The sequence below is a fragment of the Marinitoga sp. 38H-ov genome (assembly GCF_011057715.1).
Lineage (GTDB): Bacteria > Thermotogota > Thermotogae > Petrotogales > Petrotogaceae > Marinitoga.
This window is the reverse complement of the sequence record NZ_LNGH01000002.1, coordinates 1-16,576: the sequence shown is the minus strand read 5'-3', so window position 1 is coordinate 16,576 and position 16,576 is coordinate 1. Positions and strand designations below refer to the sequence as shown.

At 26.4% G+C, this 16,576-nt stretch carries 18 protein-coding genes; 6 read left to right on the top strand and 12 right to left on the bottom strand.

Annotated elements, in window-relative coordinates:
* The first annotated feature begins 21 nt into the window (after positions 1-21).
* The 6 genes from AS160_RS00195 (at position 22) to AS160_RS11340 (ending at position 4,354) form a co-directional block, all read left to right on the top strand.
* Positions 22-864, top strand: coding sequence for a metal ABC transporter substrate-binding protein (locus AS160_RS00195; RefSeq protein WP_165143965.1), 843 nt, complete (start codon positions 22-24; stop codon positions 862-864).
* A 4-nt stretch (positions 865-868) separates the two neighbouring features.
* Complete coding sequence (locus AS160_RS00190) at positions 869-1,252, top strand: Fur family transcriptional regulator (RefSeq protein ID WP_165143964.1); 384 nt, start codon at positions 869-871, stop codon at positions 1,250-1,252.
* Complete coding sequence (locus AS160_RS00185) at positions 1,245-1,985, top strand: ABC transporter ATP-binding protein (protein ID WP_165143963.1); 741 nt, start codon at positions 1,245-1,247, stop codon at positions 1,983-1,985. Before AS160_RS00190 ends, AS160_RS00185 begins: the two co-directional genes overlap by 8 nt.
* Positions 1,978-2,799 carry a metal ABC transporter permease gene (locus AS160_RS00180; RefSeq protein ID WP_165143962.1) on the top strand — a complete coding sequence of 274 codons (822 nt, stop codon included), beginning with the start codon at positions 1,978-1,980 and terminating at the stop codon, positions 2,797-2,799. The genes AS160_RS00185 and AS160_RS00180 overlap by 8 nt, the downstream gene beginning before the upstream one ends.
* Positions 2,800-2,946: 147 nt before the next feature.
* Positions 2,947-3,873: a magnesium transporter CorA family protein gene (locus AS160_RS00175; protein WP_165143961.1), complete on the top strand. Its 927-nt coding sequence runs from the start codon at positions 2,947-2,949 to the stop codon at positions 3,871-3,873.
* A 322-nt stretch (positions 3,874-4,195) separates the two neighbouring features.
* Complete coding sequence (locus AS160_RS11340) at positions 4,196-4,354, top strand: hypothetical protein (protein ID WP_165144396.1); 159 nt, start codon at positions 4,196-4,198, stop codon at positions 4,352-4,354.
* Positions 4,355-5,037: 683 nt separating this feature from the next.
* Here the strand turns inward: AS160_RS11340 and AS160_RS00165 are convergent.
* The 12 genes from AS160_RS00165 to AS160_RS00105 all read right to left on the bottom strand — a co-directional run.
* The gene (locus AS160_RS00165; protein WP_165143959.1) at positions 5,038-5,250 is read right to left on the bottom strand and encodes a hypothetical protein; all 213 of its coding nucleotides are present in this window, start codon (positions 5,248-5,250) and stop codon (positions 5,038-5,040) included.
* A 31-nt stretch (positions 5,251-5,281) separates the two neighbouring features.
* Entirely contained in the window at positions 5,282-5,650 is a 369-nt protein-coding gene (locus AS160_RS00160) for a hypothetical protein (RefSeq protein WP_165143958.1), read from the bottom strand.
* Between the two features lie 845 nt (positions 5,651-6,495).
* On the bottom strand, positions 6,496-7,086 hold the full coding sequence (locus tag AS160_RS00150) for a LysE family transporter (RefSeq protein WP_165143957.1): 591 nt from the start codon (positions 7,084-7,086) through the stop codon (positions 6,496-6,498).
* An 18-nt stretch (positions 7,087-7,104) separates the two neighbouring features.
* Positions 7,105-8,211, bottom strand: a complete 1,107-nt coding sequence (locus AS160_RS00145; protein ID WP_165143956.1) for a TetR/AcrR family transcriptional regulator — start codon at positions 8,209-8,211, stop codon at positions 7,105-7,107.
* Between the two features lie 21 nt (positions 8,212-8,232).
* The gene (locus AS160_RS00140) at positions 8,233-9,933 is read right to left on the bottom strand and encodes an alpha/beta fold hydrolase (protein ID WP_165143955.1); all 1,701 of its coding nucleotides are present in this window, start codon (positions 9,931-9,933) and stop codon (positions 8,233-8,235) included.
* 1 nt (position 9,934) lies between these two features.
* Complete coding sequence (locus AS160_RS00135) at positions 9,935-10,813, bottom strand: branched-chain amino acid ABC transporter permease (protein WP_165143954.1); 879 nt, start codon at positions 10,811-10,813, stop codon at positions 9,935-9,937.
* 4 nt (positions 10,814-10,817) lie between these two features.
* Positions 10,818-11,510 carry an ABC transporter ATP-binding protein gene (locus tag AS160_RS00130; protein WP_165143953.1) on the bottom strand — a complete coding sequence of 231 codons (693 nt, stop codon included), beginning with the start codon at positions 11,508-11,510 and terminating at the stop codon, positions 10,818-10,820.
* Positions 11,503-12,261, bottom strand: a complete 759-nt coding sequence (locus AS160_RS00125; protein WP_165143952.1) for an ABC transporter ATP-binding protein — start codon at positions 12,259-12,261, stop codon at positions 11,503-11,505. Before AS160_RS00125 ends, AS160_RS00130 begins: the two co-directional genes overlap by 8 nt.
* A 64-nt stretch (positions 12,262-12,325) precedes the next feature.
* Complete coding sequence (locus AS160_RS00120) at positions 12,326-13,498, bottom strand: ABC transporter substrate-binding protein (protein WP_165143951.1); 1,173 nt, start codon at positions 13,496-13,498, stop codon at positions 12,326-12,328.
* Between the two features lie 12 nt (positions 13,499-13,510).
* On the bottom strand, positions 13,511-14,824 hold the full coding sequence (locus AS160_RS00115; protein WP_165143950.1) for an acetyl-CoA hydrolase/transferase family protein: 1,314 nt from the start codon (positions 14,822-14,824) through the stop codon (positions 13,511-13,513).
* 4 nt (positions 14,825-14,828) lie between these two features.
* A complete protein-coding gene (locus AS160_RS00110) occupies positions 14,829-15,842 on the bottom strand; it encodes a 3-oxoacyl-ACP synthase (protein ID WP_165143949.1) in 1,014 nt (337 codons plus the stop codon).
* 15 nt (positions 15,843-15,857) lie between these two features.
* Positions 15,858-16,576 (bottom strand): acetyl-CoA C-acyltransferase (locus AS160_RS00105; protein ID WP_165143948.1); only part of this gene is annotated, 719 nt, incomplete at its 5' end.

The following is a 16,576-nucleotide window of genomic DNA, read 5'->3' as shown; positions in this document are numbered from 1 at the left end:
TTTTTATTTGGAGGTGTTTTAATGAAAAAAGTATATATACTTCTTTTTTTATTAGTGAATATTATAGGTTATACTATGAATATTTCTGTATCTATACATCCATATTATTTAATTTTAAAAGATATTGTTGATGAAAGTGATACTATAAACATTATTGTTCCGGTTGGGAAAAGTCCTCATACATATTCTGTTTCATCAAAGGATCTTGTTAAAATTTATAACAGTGATTTAGCGATATTTAATGGATTAAATTCGGAGATATTTTTAGATAATTTAATTTCAAATTTAAAAAATAAAGAAATAATATTTGTTTCAGATTTGATCCCTAAAGACGAGCTGATCTTAGAAGATGAAGAGGGAAATTATTATAATCCTCATATATGGTTAAATCCTTATATAATATATAAGTACGTTATTCCATCTATAGTTGAAAAATTAGTAGATATAAATCCTAATAAAAAAGAAATTTATATTAATAATGCTAAAATTTTAATAGAAAAACTAAAAAATTTAGATTCATATTTGTTATTAAAAGCAATGGAAATTAATGGAAGTATAATTACTTATCATGACTCATTTAAATATTTTGCCAAAAGGTATAATATTAATATTGCGGGAGTAATTGAAGAATCTCCAGGAGTTGAACCATCTATTTCTGAAATGAAAAGAATTTCAGATTTATCAAAAATAAATAAGGTTAAAGCGATATTTTCTGAACCTCAAATGAATCAGAAAATAGCTGAAAAACTTGCGAAGTCTTTAAAAATAAATTTAGGAATAATAGATCCATTGGGAAATGCATATAATTCTATAGATGAATTATATTTATTTAATTTTATAAATATTTTAAATGCTGTAAGGTGATAATATGAAGTTAACCAAAACACGTAGGGATATTTTATCCTTGTATGAAAAAATTGATCATCCATTAAACGCTGAAGAAATATACAATCTTTTGAATAATGAGTATGATTTATCAACTATATATAGAAATTTAAATTTTTTTGAAAAAGAAAATATTTTAAAATCAATTGTTTTTTCTGATAAAATAACTTATTATTATAAATCTGATGGACATTTTCATTATATTTATTGTATTAAATGTAAGAAATTTGAGAAATTAGATATTTGTTTTGAAAATCAATTTAAAAAATATATTGAAGATACAATCAAATTTAAAATTACAGATCATATCCTATATTTTGAAGGTATTTGCAGTAATTGCCAAAAAGAGGGGAATAAAAATGCGTAAAAAAATTATATCTGTAGAAAACATAAATTATAAAGTTGAAAATAATGAAATACTAAAATATATTACTTTTGATATATATGAAAATGATTTTGTTGGAATAATAGGGCCAAATGGTGCAGGGAAGTCTACACTTATTAAAATATTAATAGGTGAAATAGATGGTTATACAGGAAAAATTAAAATAAATGGGAAAATAGGTTATGTTCCTCAAAAAGATGAATTTGATAAATCATTCCCTATTAAAGCTTATGAAGTTATATTAATGGGAATGTATAATGAAATAGGGTTATTTAAAAATTTTAAAAAAAAGCATTATGAAAAAGTTAAAGAAATAATGAAAAAATTAGATATCGAATATTTATATGATAGGAAAGTAGGCGATTTATCTGGAGGAGAATATCAAAGATTAAGCTTAGCTAGAGCACTAGTAAGTGATCCGGATATTTTAATATTGGATGAACCAGAAGCAGGAGTAGATAGTAAAGCTCAATCAAAAATCTATAAAGTGTTAGAGAAATTAAACAAAAGTGGTATGACAATTATTTTAGTAAGTCATGATATATCTATGATTGTAAAAAAAGTTAATACAATAATGTGTTTAAATAAAACGTTACATTGTCATAAAAATGTGGTTGATATGAATTCTGATGATTTGAAAAAGATATATTCAGAAGAGTTAGAATTTCTTATCCATATAGAAAAACCTTTAAAAGTGGTGAGTGAAAATGATTGAATTATTATCATATGATTTTATGATGTATGCAATACTATCTTCAATATTGGCTAGTTTTAGTGCCTCGTTATTATCTAATTATATAGTATTGAAAAAAATGGAATTTATAGGAGAGGGAGCTGCTCATACAGCTTTTGGAGGTATAGCATTAGCCATTTTATTTGATTTTAATGTTGATATAGCAAGTGTTTTAACAGCTATTTTATTTGGTACAATTATATATCTTATTAGTAAAAAAGAAAAAATAAATGAAAACAGTATTATTGGAATGTTATTATCATTTTCAATGGCTTTAGGCGTGATTTTTTTATATTTAAAACCGGGTTATACTCCTGAAATTTCTAGTTATTTATTTGGAGATATCTTATTAGTAAATTATCAAGATGTAAAAATTTTATCAATAGTATCTATAATTATTTTATTTTTAATAATTATTTTTAATAAGGAATTAAAATATTATGCATTTAATTCACGAATGGCAAAAATTTTTGGGATACCAATAAATTTTATTAATTATCTTTTTTTAGTAATAGTGTCTATAGTAGTTGTTACTTCTGTAAAAATAATAGGAATAATATTAGTTACTTCATTATTAATAACCCCGGGTGTTATTGCTAAGATGTTTGCTAAAACTTTAAATCAAATGATATTAATTTCTAGTGTTGTTGGGGTTTTTTCTGGTTTTTTTGGCATTGTTATCGCTTATTATATTGATTTACCGCCTGGTCCATCTATTGTTGTAATTTTGTTTGCTTTATTTTTATTGTCATATATTGCAAATTATATAAAAAATATAGCATTTGTAAAAAAATGACGTAAATTTAGTTATATTTAAGAAAAATAACAAATAATATGATATAATTATATAAATCAAATAAAGCGAGGTGAATTTTGTGGATTATTTTAGTTGTAGTGAAGATCCGTTGTCTAGACCGCCATAGCAAAAAAAGGAGGAGATAAGATGGTAAAATTTTATAGTAGAATAGAGCATAAGTTAGTGGAGGCAAAAAGCTTTTCCCAAGATGCATTAATAAAAGTTGTTAATCCATCTCAAGATGAGATACATATGTTATCAAGTTTATTGAATTTTGACCCAGATTTTATTAATGATTCCTTAGATGAAGATGAGAGGGCACGTATTGAAATTGATGAAGATACTATATTATTAATTTTAAAGGTTCCAATGAGAAATCAAGAAGATGAAAAGATACCCTATAAAACTGTTTCATTAGGTATTATAATTGGGAAAAATTATATATTACTTTCAATGAGACAAGAAATTGATTTTATTGAAAAAATGATAGAAGCTAGTTTGCTCAATCCTCATAAAAAGAGTAAAATGATATTTCAAATATTTTTCAAAAATGCAAAATTATTTTTAGATTATTTAAAAGAAATAAATAAAACTATTGATAGGGTTGAGGAAGAATTGCATAGATCTATGAAAAATTATGAACTAGAAACATTGATGTATCTTGAGAAAAGTTTAGTGTACTTCACTACTTCACTTAGATCAAATGAAATTATGATGGAAAAACTATTAAAAGGTAAAATACTTGAGTTATACGAAGATGATGAGGAATTGTTAGAAGATACTTTGATTGAAAATAGACAAGCTATTGAAGTTACAAATATTTATAGTAATATTTTATCAGGTATGATGGATGCTTATGCGTCTGTTATATCAAATAATTTGAATATAGTAATGAAAATATTAACAGTTGTTACTATATTACTTCAAGTACCAACAATATTAACTAGCTTTTATGGGATGAATGTAAAACTTCCATTTCAGGAAAATCCTTTAACATATATAAATATAATAATATCATCCATAATAATAATGATTATGACTTTTTTATGGTTTAAAGGTAAAAAATGGTTATAAAAAATCCCCGTTTTGATCTGAACCCAAAAAATGAAACAATAAAAAAAACACCCCCGAAAGTGATAAAATAAAAGTAGGGGGTGTTTTTTAATGGCAAAGAAAGGACAGAAGTTTAGGGAGTACTCGTAAGAGTTTAAAGAAGAAGTAGTAATTGAAAAATTACCGTATCAAACAATAGCAAAAATGTACTAAATAGTTAAAACAAGAGAATAAAAAACGCAAAAATAGAAGGAACATCAAGCAAAAAACGTGGAAGACCTAAAAAAGAAAGCATAGAGGAAGAAATGATGTGATTAAAAGCAGAAAATGCATATTTGAGATTATGAAGAAATGGAAAATGACCCTAAAAAAAATAAGAATAATAGATAGATTAAAAGAGAACTATCCAATAACATTATTATGTAAGATAGCAGGGATATCAAGGAATAGTTATTATAGATACAAAAGAGGAATAAAAAGAGATACAGAATTAAGAGATTGAAGTATATTTTAAATTTAAAGGAAGATATGGATCGGTCTGCCCCCTGGCTATTGGAGAAGAAATAAGGAAAACATTTACAAACAATAAAATCATTAAACTTAATTGATTTAAATTCTTCTAAGTCAGAATTATTATATTGATCAGAAAAAAGATTAAAAACGAAATCTGGAGTAAAATAATATAAAGAACCATGAGGTCTGTTGTAAAAATAAATGTATGAAATATAGTAATTATAAACATCATCAATATAGTTAAATTCAATAGATTCAACAAATTCACGTTGAACGCTAGAATGAAATGACTCGACATAAGCTTGAGAGTTAGGATTATTCTTGTAACCAAATTCATGAATAATGTTTAATTCATCCATAAAAGCAGCAGTAATTTTAGCAAATGGACATTATCTGACCTAATAATGAGATTATCAGGAGTAGCACCTCTTAATAGCTTTTCTTAAAGTTGAAATAAAGTCTTTAGCAAATTACCAATATAAACACCAACAACAGCCCTATCAAAACTATCGATTATAGTAAGTATTGCGATATAACCATCATATTTAGTGGGGATAAATTTAATATCTGATTCCCAGTATTGATTAGGTCTGGTAATGTCGTGATTTTTAGGTCTTCTTTTAGGATGTTTTGGATGATGACGATAATTTCTAATAAGATTTAATTCTTTTCTTAATCTATGAATCTTTTTGTGATTAATTTATACTTGTGTCTAAAAATAGCAGCTAACTTCTTAGAACCAAGAGTTTTGTAAAAGAACTCAGGATTCAAAGTGTCATCAATAGATAACAAATCAACAAGCAATTGTTTAATATAATCATCAGAAACTTTTTTACCGTCAGCAGTATAGGAATGACCTTTAAAATAAGACTTTCTGGTTAACAAAAAACAACCTGTTATTGAACTGGAACTAATGTTATAACGATTGAGTAAAAAAGAAGTAGAAAAAATCTCTATATTTAAAAATAATCAAAAAAACACCAATAAAAGTTACTTTTTCCAGTTGTGTTAAAAAGTTAATCTCATCTTCTTGCATTTTAATAAGCAATTCCTTTTCAATAAGAAGACGTTCATAATATTCAATTTTTTTCTTCATAACAGCAGAATCATCAGAATTATTAGAGTTGTTTCTAACAATACCAGCAGACTCATATAGCGGAACCTTAGAAATATCAGAAATAATGGACTTAGGCCTTCCTTTCTTAGAATTAAATACATTATCATCATAACCGGATTCCTCATATTTTTTAACCCATTTATGTAAAGTGTGAGATGAAGGAATCATATAGCAATATCGGATAAAGACTTATCAGAATTAAGGTATTCTTTAACAACTTGAAGTAACCGAGAATACTTATTTCTATTTTTCATACCAAACACCCCTTTCATTTCTTTAGTTTAATGATAACATTTTCTTATTTTTTCTTTAAATATTCCATGGGGTGATTACGAGGATATAGAAGACATATATTCGCAAAAAATAATCAACCATAAAAGAGTGTATAGAATAATGATTAAAAGCTAAAATAAGAAAAACAAATAAACAAAGAATAATAAGTTATAACAATATTGAAATTAAGAATAATATTCTTAAAAGGAATTTTAAAACCAAAGAACCAAGAACAAAATTTGTTTCAGATATAACAGAAATAAAAGCAAAAGATGGGAAATTATTCTTATCTGTAATACAAGATTTATATAATAATGAAATAGTAAGTTTAAGCGTTACAAATGATATGATGCGTAAACACTTTGAAAAAATGGTAGAATCAAATGAAAAAATGCTATTTTTAATACTGATAGAGGTTTTCAATATACTCATCCATATGTTATAAACTTATTAAAAAATCATGGGATAATTCAAAGTATGTCAAAATTCCTATTGATAATGCACCAATTGAAAGTTTCTTTGGTCATTTGAAATGTTTATATTCAAGAACAAAAAACAAGAAATGAATATATTGATGTTATAGAAGACTACATAAATTTCTATAATAATGAGAGGTTTCAATCAAGATTAAATAATATGGCCCCAGTAGAGTACTGGAGCCATGTTGGATAAACCCATTATTTTATGCTTTTTTTAATTGTACCACTTTCGGGGGGCACATCATTTAAGGGGATTTTTAGTTAATTGAAAATGCCTAAAATTGAAAATGCAGAATATATAAGTAATATTGACATAGCAAAATTAAATATTTTTTCATATTTTGATAAAAAACTATTAAGTAAAGTTCCTATTATAGCCCAAGTAGAAGTAGCTAAAAATGCAATAATGCCTAATAATATAGATATCGATATAAGTGCAAAAATCGAATTATATGCAGGAATAATAAATGTGCCAGTAAGTGTAATAGCAAAAAAAATAGCTTTAGGATTAATAAACTGCATTAAAACACCAGTTTTATATGTTAAAAAAGAAGTTTCTTTTTCAGAAATATCATGAGAGCTATTTTTTAAAATCATATAAGCTAAATATATTAAATACAAAAATCCTATAGCGCTAATAATTATTTTTATTTTAGGTATTATTTTATATAACCAATAGTTGAAAATGCCACTTAAAACTAAAATAATAAAAAATCCTGTTCCGACACCAATTAAAAAAGGTATTGTTTTTTTATAACCATGTTTTCCTGAATATGCCATAGATAATATATTATTTGGCCCTGGTGTCCAAGAAGCAATTACAACCAATGACAAAAAAGCAATCCAATTCATTTTCTCACATCCATAATATTATAAATTTATTCCGTCTTTTAAATAATTAGAAAGAGACAATAAAAACGCTTTTTTATCTTTAAAAGTATTTTCAAATAAATACTCTATACCTGTATAATGTGAGATTCCCATTAAAAACATTGAGACAATTTTTTTGTTATCATTTTTTATATCATTTAAATTATTTAAATATCCATTTAAAAATGCTTCATAATATTTTTTTACTTCATCTTTTACTACAAACTCAGATTCTCTAATAATTTCATAATAATTTCTATTTTTTGAAAAAAATTCTAAAAATAGATAGATTCCAACAATTTCCTTTTCTAATCTGTTTAAATGTTTAGGAATATTTTTAGAAATAAATAATCTTGTTTTATAACTTATCTGTCTAACAATTTCTTTTAAAAAATCTTCTTTGCTAGAGAAATAAATATAAAAAGTTCCTACTGCTAATCCAACATAATTTGTTATTTCAAAAATCTTAACCTTATGATATCCTTTTTGGCTAAAAAGTTCTATACCAGCATTAATTAATAATTGTTTTGTATTTATTTGCTGTTCTAAACATTCTTCAATATTTAAATTAAATAAATCATGATTAATATTATTATAGAATATTCCATTAAACATTAAATCATAAAATGTATATTTATCTAAATTTACCCAATCATATGAAGACATAATTCCTAAAAATCTTAAACTTCCTATAATATAAATATAATCAACTTCATCAACTTCTTTTTCAAGAATTTTTTCTAGTATATCAATATATATTTCTCTTAATTCTTTTTCATATTTTGGAAATCTATATTGACCTTCTCTGAATATAGTAACAAGTGGTTTATATTTTTTAGCAGCTTCAAAAACAATTTCAAAAAATGATATTAATTTCTCTTTTTTATTTGAGCCATTATAATTATAGAATTCTTTTTTAAAAATTTTTAATAAATTTTCTAATAGATATTCAAATAATTCTTGTTTATTTTTAAAATAATTATAAAATACTCCGTTTGATAAACCTGCATTTCTACATATTTCGGCTATTGATACTGTCTCATACCATCGTTTAGAAAATAATTCAATTGCTGAATCAATTAGTTTTTCTTTTACATTTTTTTTCATACGACCATCTCCAATAGAATATTAAAAATTAACAAACACCTCTTTAAATAATTCAGGATCTTCTACAATAATAGAATGTCCAATATGATCAAATACTTTTATTTCACCATTTAGGTATTTGATTGTTTTTTTAGCCATTTCTTCAGTTATTAATAAATCTTTTTTACCAACAATAAACAAAACTTTATTTTTATAATTTTTTGCTAATTCTATATAGTTTATTCTTTCTAAAGCACGAGCATTTCCAGTAAAACATTCTTCTTTCATTAAAAGTGCTTCATTAGTCAATTCATCAAGCAATCTATCATCTTTATTTTCTGGCATAATACCTTTTAATGCTTCTCTTAATAGTGTTTTATTGCCTTTATACATATCCAATATAGGATAATATTCTTCTGGCGTTTTCAAACCATCTATAGGTGCAGAATCAATTAAAATCATTTTTTCTGATTTTTCAGGATATCTATAGCTTAAAGATTGAACAACTGCACCACCCAAGGAGTGCCCTACAATAATAGCTTTTTCTATATTTAATTTATCCATAAACATTTTTACATAATCAGCATAAATATCAATATCACACTTTTCAATTCTATCACTTCTACCAAAATTTGGCAAGTCTATAGCATAAGTATGAAATCCTTCTATATCCATTACCTTTTGATACCATCTAGCAGATGCAAAATTTCCATGTATCATTATAACAGGTTTTCCATTACCATTTTCATAATAACAAATTTTCTTATTGTTAATTTCAATATATTTTTCATTCATTCTTTTTCGCCTCCAATATAATTTTTTAAATTTTACATATGGCAGTTCAAAATACTTATAAAATCCTACTATTAATCCATAAATAATTCCTCTTGGAAAGAATAATACAAAAATTATTAATAATGTACCAAAAATTAAAGACATTGGAATTGAAGACCTAGAGAATATAAAAGGTAATCCTGTAATAATAAATGCACCAATTAATCCTCCATGAATGGTTGACATACCGCCAATTATTATCATAGCTAATAAGTTTAAAGAAGTAGCTAATCCAAAATCAGTAGGAGATATATATCCTAATGTATGTGCATATAATGTTCCAGATATACCTCCTAATACTGCGCTAATAACAAATGCATGTAATTTAATATATGATATATTTACTCCATATGCTTTAGATGCAACTTCGCTTTCCCTGACCATCTTATATTTTAGTCCTATTGGAGAATTAACTATTTTTGAAATAAAATATGTTAAAATTACATAAAATAATAAGTTTATAATATACATTCCAAAATCATTTTTTATTAATGGTTGAATATTTCTTATACCTATATGTCCTCCAAGTGGTTCTATAGCTCCTATTAATTGTTCAATTGCAATACCAAATGCCATTGTAGCAATGGCTAAATAAAAACCCTTTAATCTTAAAGCAGGTAGTCCTATTAATAATCCTAGAATTGCTGAAAGTAATATGGCTATTAATAGATTAATTAAAAAAGGAATATTGAAATTTAAAGATAAATAAGCTGTTGTATAAGCGCCTATCGCCATAAACGCGCCATGTCCAATTGAGATTTGTCCTGCATAACCCGAGATTATATTTAATCCCAATGCTGATATTGAAAAAATTAAAATGCTAGAAAAAATAAGTAATATAAATGGTTTAGATATAAATAAAATACCAATTAATAAGCCAATTAATAGTATATATAATGATTGTTTCATTTTAAACTCTCCCTTCGAAACCTTTAGAAAATATCCCTGAAGGTTTTACAACTAACATTATGATAATTAAAGCTAATACAATTGATAATTGAAAATCAGGAGAAATATACATACCAACAATTTTTTCAATTATACCTAATAGTAAACCTCCAAATATTGCTCCAAATAAACTAGAAAATCCACCTAAAACTCCTGCTGTAAAACCGTATAATTGCATATTAACCATCATATTAGGATGTATATATTCTTTTGGGGCAATTAAAACACCTACTAATGCAGATAACATAATTCCTATTCCCCAAACTATTGAATCTATTTTATCAATATTAATTCCAACAACACCAGCACCTATTTCGTCTTGAGATCTAGCTCTTATTGCTGTACCCAATTTAGTAAACTTTAAAAATAGCGCAATTATTATAGCTACTGAAAGAGAAATTATTGTTATCCATAAATCATTTATAGGCATAACTAAAATATTTTCACCTAAATTAAATATTAATGGAGGTCCAGAAAATAATACTGGAAAAGATTGATATTCTGTTCCCCATATTAAAACGCTTAACCCTTCAAATATCATTAATAATCCCAAAGTTACAATTAACATGCCACCATGAGATATATGTTTTATGGGTTTTAAAATTTTATCAATAACATATCCTAATATAAATCCAAAGATTAAAGCAGAAATTATTGAAATAATCAAATTGTTAGTAATTGAATAAATAGTAAATGCAAAAAATGTTGAAATCATTCCAGCGTGACCATGAGCAAAATTCATAACACCAACACTTCTGAATATCAATGCTATTCCAAAAGCCATTAATCCGTACAATGCACCTTGAGGAATTCCTAAAATAATACTTTGTAATATTAACATAATCTCACCTACCAAGATAAGCTTTTTTTATTTTTTCATCATTTAACATATCCTTTGCATTATCTGAATGAACTATTTTCCCTGTTTCTAAAATATATGCTCTATCACTTATTTTTAAAGCTTTCATAGCATTTTGTTCTACTAATAATATAGATATACCTTCTTTTTTTAGTTGAATTAATACATTAAATATTTCATCAACAATTATTGGTGCAAGTCCTAAAGATGGTTCATCAAGCATTAAAATTTCCGGATTACTCATTAAAGCTCTTCCTACAGCAAGCATTTGTTGTTCTCCTCCAGATAAAGATCCGGCAAATTGTTTTCTTCTATCCTTTAAAATTGGAAAAAGATTATATACTTTTTCCAAATTATTTTTTTCATTTCCACGAATGAAACTTCCCATTTTTAAATTTTCTTCAACATTTAAACCGGGGAAAACTCTTCTGTTTTCCGGACAAAGAATTATTCCTCTCTTTACTAATTTTTGAGTATTTTCTTTTGAAATATTTTCTTTGTTAAAAATTAATTCTCTTTTACATTTTACTAATTTTAAAATACCAAATAATGTTGAAGATTTTCCTGCGCCGTTTGCGCCTAAAATTGAAACTATTTCACCCTTATTTATCTTAAAAGATATATTTTTAACAGCATTTACATGACCATAATTGACAATTAAATTATTTATTTCAAGCATTTTCATTCTCCCCCAAATATACTTTTATTACTTCTTCATTATTAACTATCTCATTAGGCGTTCCTTCAGCTATTTTTTCTCCAAAACTCATAACAGTTATTTTATCTGAAATATTCATTACAAGATTCATATCGTGCTCAACTAATAATATTGTTATATTTTTTTCTTTATTAATTAATCTAAAAATGTCTTCGATTTCATTTGTTTCCTCAGTATTCAATCCAGCAGCTGGTTCATCAAATAATATAAGTTGAGGTTCTGATACAATAGCTCTAGCTATTTCAATTCTTTTTAAAATTCCATATGAAAGTTGAGTAGGATAAGATGATAATCTATTTTTTATTCCTAATAATTCAGCAACTTCTAGTATCTTTATTCTAATTTCTTTTTCAAATTTTTTTGATTTTCCATTTATCAATTGAAAAATATTTCCATTGAATTTATGTACAATTCCAGAATAAATATTTTCGTATACATTTAAAAAATTAAATAATTGCAAGTTTTGAAATGTTCTTGTTATCCCGTTGTATATAATTTCTTCTGAATTATATTTCAATATATTTTTTTCTTTATAAATCACTTCCCCTTTAATTGGTTTTACAACTCCTGTTATTACATTAAATAATGTTGTTTTTCCAGCACCATTTGGTCCAATCAAGGAATGTATTTTCCCTTTTTCTATTTCCATACTCATATTTTTAACTGCCGTTAATCCACCAAATTTTACTGTCACATTTTTTATTTCAAGCATTATTTCACCTCTTTAAAATATAGCGGGGAAATTCCCCGCTAAAAAATAATTCTAAAAATTAAAATTATTTTTCATAATAAATCCAATTTGTCATTTGTGACCAAACTCCGTTTCGAACTCTTAAAACATACATAGATTGTTTTCCTAATCTACATGTATTATCATTTGTATCATATGGTTTATATGTAATTTCATGAGCCAACATTCCAGACCATTTATTCATACTTTCTAAAGCTTTAACTAAACCTTCTCTTGTTAAATCTTTTCCAGCTCTTTGTAATCCTTCTACAAAAACCTCTGCTGCAATCATACCTGCTATTGCATATGCATTTGGCATTTGATTATAATATTTTTGATAAATTTGAAATGGTTTTAATTCAGGTTTTGAAAAATCCACATTTACCCATGCCATTGCCTCTACGCCCTCAACATCTTTTTTGCCTAAAAGAATATATGAAATATCTGAATTTGAATAAGTTAAAACATATTTTTGCTTTTGTAATCCATATTGTTTAGCTTGTTTTACAAAGTTAACAGATTGGGGAACAAATAACATAACAGCAATAGCGTCTGGTTGTTTTGTAATTAATTTTGTAAGTTCTGTTGAAAAATCATTTGCAGTCGGATTAATAGCAATAGTTTCTACAGGTTTCATATTATATTTATCTTTTAGAGTTTCTAATGCGGAATTTAAAAATTCTTTACCGGCATCATCATTTCTATATACAATAGCAATTTTTTTAGCTCTTTTTGTTTTTACTAAATAATTCATAACAATATTTCCTTCTAATGTGTAGTTAGGTTGTACAGGGAAAATATATTTTTTAGGTGGAATTGCTAATAATGATGAACCACTTGCTTGATATACATATGGCACTCTCTTTTCATTAACATAATCCATGACAGCTAAATTTCCTGGAGTTCCCAAACCACCTACTAATGCAAATACCTTATCGTTTTCTATCATTCTTTTTACTTCAACTGTTGTTTTTGCAGGGTTAAATTGGTCATCAGCAACTATTAAATTTATTTTTCTTCCGTAAACTCCGCCATTTTCATTGACGTAATTAAAATATGCATTCATACCATTTGCGACACTTTGTCCAATGACTGCAACAGGTCCTGACATTGCTTGGAATGTTCCTATCTTTATTTCTGTGTCTGTAACTCCATCTTTTGCAAAAACAAATCCAAACATCATAATAACACTTAAAACTACTAAAACTACTTTTTTCATTTTAATACCCCCTTATAAATAGCCTAATTTTTTGGCTTCTTTTTTTAAATCATCTCTAAAATCTGGATGAGAGATATTTATCATAGCTTTAACTCTCTCTCTAAAACTTTTTCCTCTTAAATGTGCAACACCATATTCAGTAACTACAAAATCTAAATCTTGTCTAGGTACAGTTACATATGATCCTTGAGGTAACATTGGTATAATAGTAGATATTGATCCATTTTTTGCTGTAGATCTTAAAGCAATTATCCCTTTTCCATTTTTGCTCATAACAGCTCCTCTATGAGTATCTAATTGACCACCAGTACCAGAATATTGTCTATTCCCTAATGATTCTGAACATACTTGGCCACTTAAGTCTACAGTAATTGCAGTATTAATGCTTACCATATTATCATTTTTTGCTATTATATATGGATCATTAACGTATCTTCCTCTCATTATCCAAACTCCAGGGTTATTATTCAACCATTCATACATTCTTTTTGTTCCTAAAGCAAATGTACAAACAAATTTTCCTTTCCACAATGTTTTTTTCATATTAGTTATAGCTCCAGCTTCAAAAAGATCTATCATTGATTCGGTAAACATTTCAGTATGAATTCCCAAATCCTTTTTATGATTTAATAATTTTGCTACAGCATTTGGAATACCCCCTATACCAATCTGTAATGTAGAACCATCATTAACTAATTCTGAAATATATTGAGCAATCACTTTCTCAGTTTCTGTTGGTTCAACAATAGGTAATTCAGGTATATCCCATGAGTTCTCAACAATGTAATTTGCTTGAGATATGTGAACTTGTGTTTCACCGTGTGTCCAAATAAATTTATTATTTACTTCTAAAATAACCATATCAGCATTTTCTAAAACATCAAGTTCATATACATTTGAAATTCCTAAATTTAAATACCCAGTTTTTTCATGCATTGGAGTAACTGTTCCCCAAAAAACTATTGTATTTCCTTCTTCTCTTTCATTCATTAATTTATCTGTCCCTGCCATGTGTAAATTATTAGGTATAAAATCAACTGTGTTTAATCCTATTTTTTGTGCTTTTCTTGTAGGTGGGCTTAAAAACCAAGAATTATTTTCATACGTATTTTCATATTCTTTATCCATAAAAAAGTCATATTCTTTCATATTTAAACATGTAACAACTTTTAATTTATCAAAATGATTTTTATATTTGTGCAAATTTTCTAATAACCCTTGTGCTTCTGCAGAAGCTAAACCAGTTATTATAGTAGCTTTTTTCGGTAAAGATAAAATAACCTCTTCAATAGATTTTAGCTTATTTTTATACATATCTTTCCACATATTATCACCCCTTAAATTCTCCCCATTTAACTACCGCAGATGCCCAAACAAATCCTAATCCTGCACCAACCATTACTATATTGTCACCATCTTTAATTTTTCCAGATTTTAGACCTAATTCTATAGATAATATTTGATCATTTTGCCCTATATGACCAAAATTTTCAAGGTAAGTAGATTGATGTTTATTTAATCCTAATTCATCTAATACAGCATAATGCGCAGAACGTTTGAAATGTAAAATAGCTAAATAATTTATATCTTTTCTAGTTAATTTTGATTTTTCTAAAGATTTATCAATTACATAATAAAAATTTGGCATTGTTTTTTCTTTAAGTTTTTCTTTAAAATTTTCAACATCTCTTACTACAAAATGCATGCTCTTTACATCTTTTTCTTCCATAGGCCATTTTTTTGTCCCACCAACTTCAACTACACAATCCTCAGAAAAAGAACCATCTCCCTTAAATGCAGTGCCTAATATAACATTTCTATTAAAGTTTTTTCTTAATACAATTGCTGCACCACCAGCGCCTATATCAAACATAAATGACGTTTCTTTTACATTATAATTAATTAAATCTCCATTTCTATAACCGCTTACTAATAATACAGTATTAATATCTTCATTAGCAATCATCATTGAACGAGCAACTTCCATACCAGACATCATTGAGCCACACATGGATTCCATATCAAATGACCAAGCGTTTTTTGCTCCTAAAGTATCTGCTACTTTTAAACCCGCTAACCAGCTTGGATAATCTTTATGTTGCCCTCCATTCCATATTACTAAATCAATTTCTTCAGGAGTTATTTTAGCATTTTCAATAGCGTTTTTTGCAGCTTCTATTCCCATATAACTAGTTGTATCTTTAGGTCCGGGAATAGGTTTTTTTAATACTCCAAATTTTTCTTTAATAACATCAGTAGGTATTCCACTTTTTTTAGATATTTCCTCAGCCGTCATATAATTATTTGGTATATATGTTCCAATTCCCATTATTCCAACATTCATTTTTTCACCTTCAAATCATAAATTTTTAATAACAATAGCAGTACCCATACCCCCACCAATACATAATGACGCTAATCCATATTCTAAATTTCTCTTTTTCATTTCATATAATAATGTTATTACTATTCTATTTCCTGATGCACCTATTGGATGCCCTAACGCTATTGCTCCTCCATTTACATTTGTTCTTTCCATAAACCATTCTTTGCTTAATCCATATTTTTCACTTAATTCTTTTATTACTGCTAATGATTGTGCTGCAAATGCTTCGTTTAATTCTAGTAATTCCATTTCTTCAAGTTTTATCCCTTTCTTTTCTATTATATTTGTTATTGCTGCTACTGGCCCTATTCCCATTATACTTGGATCTACTCCACCTTGTTCATACGCTACTATTTCTGCTAATGGTTTTAATCCATATTTTTTTACAGCACTTTCTGATGCTATTATCATTGCACTTGCTCCGTCATTTATTCCTGATGAGTTACCTGCTGTTACTGTTCCATCTTTTTTGAATGCTGGTCTTAATTTTGCTAATGTTTCTTTTGTTGTTCCAAATCTTGGATATTCATCTGTGTCAAATATTTTTGTTTCTTTTTTTGTTTTTATTTCTATTGGTACTATTTCTTCTTTGAATTTCCCTTCTTTTATTGCTTTTTCTGCTCTTTGTTGGCTAATCAATGCAAATTCATCTTGTTCTTCTCTTGTTATCCCATATTTTTCTACTAAGTTTT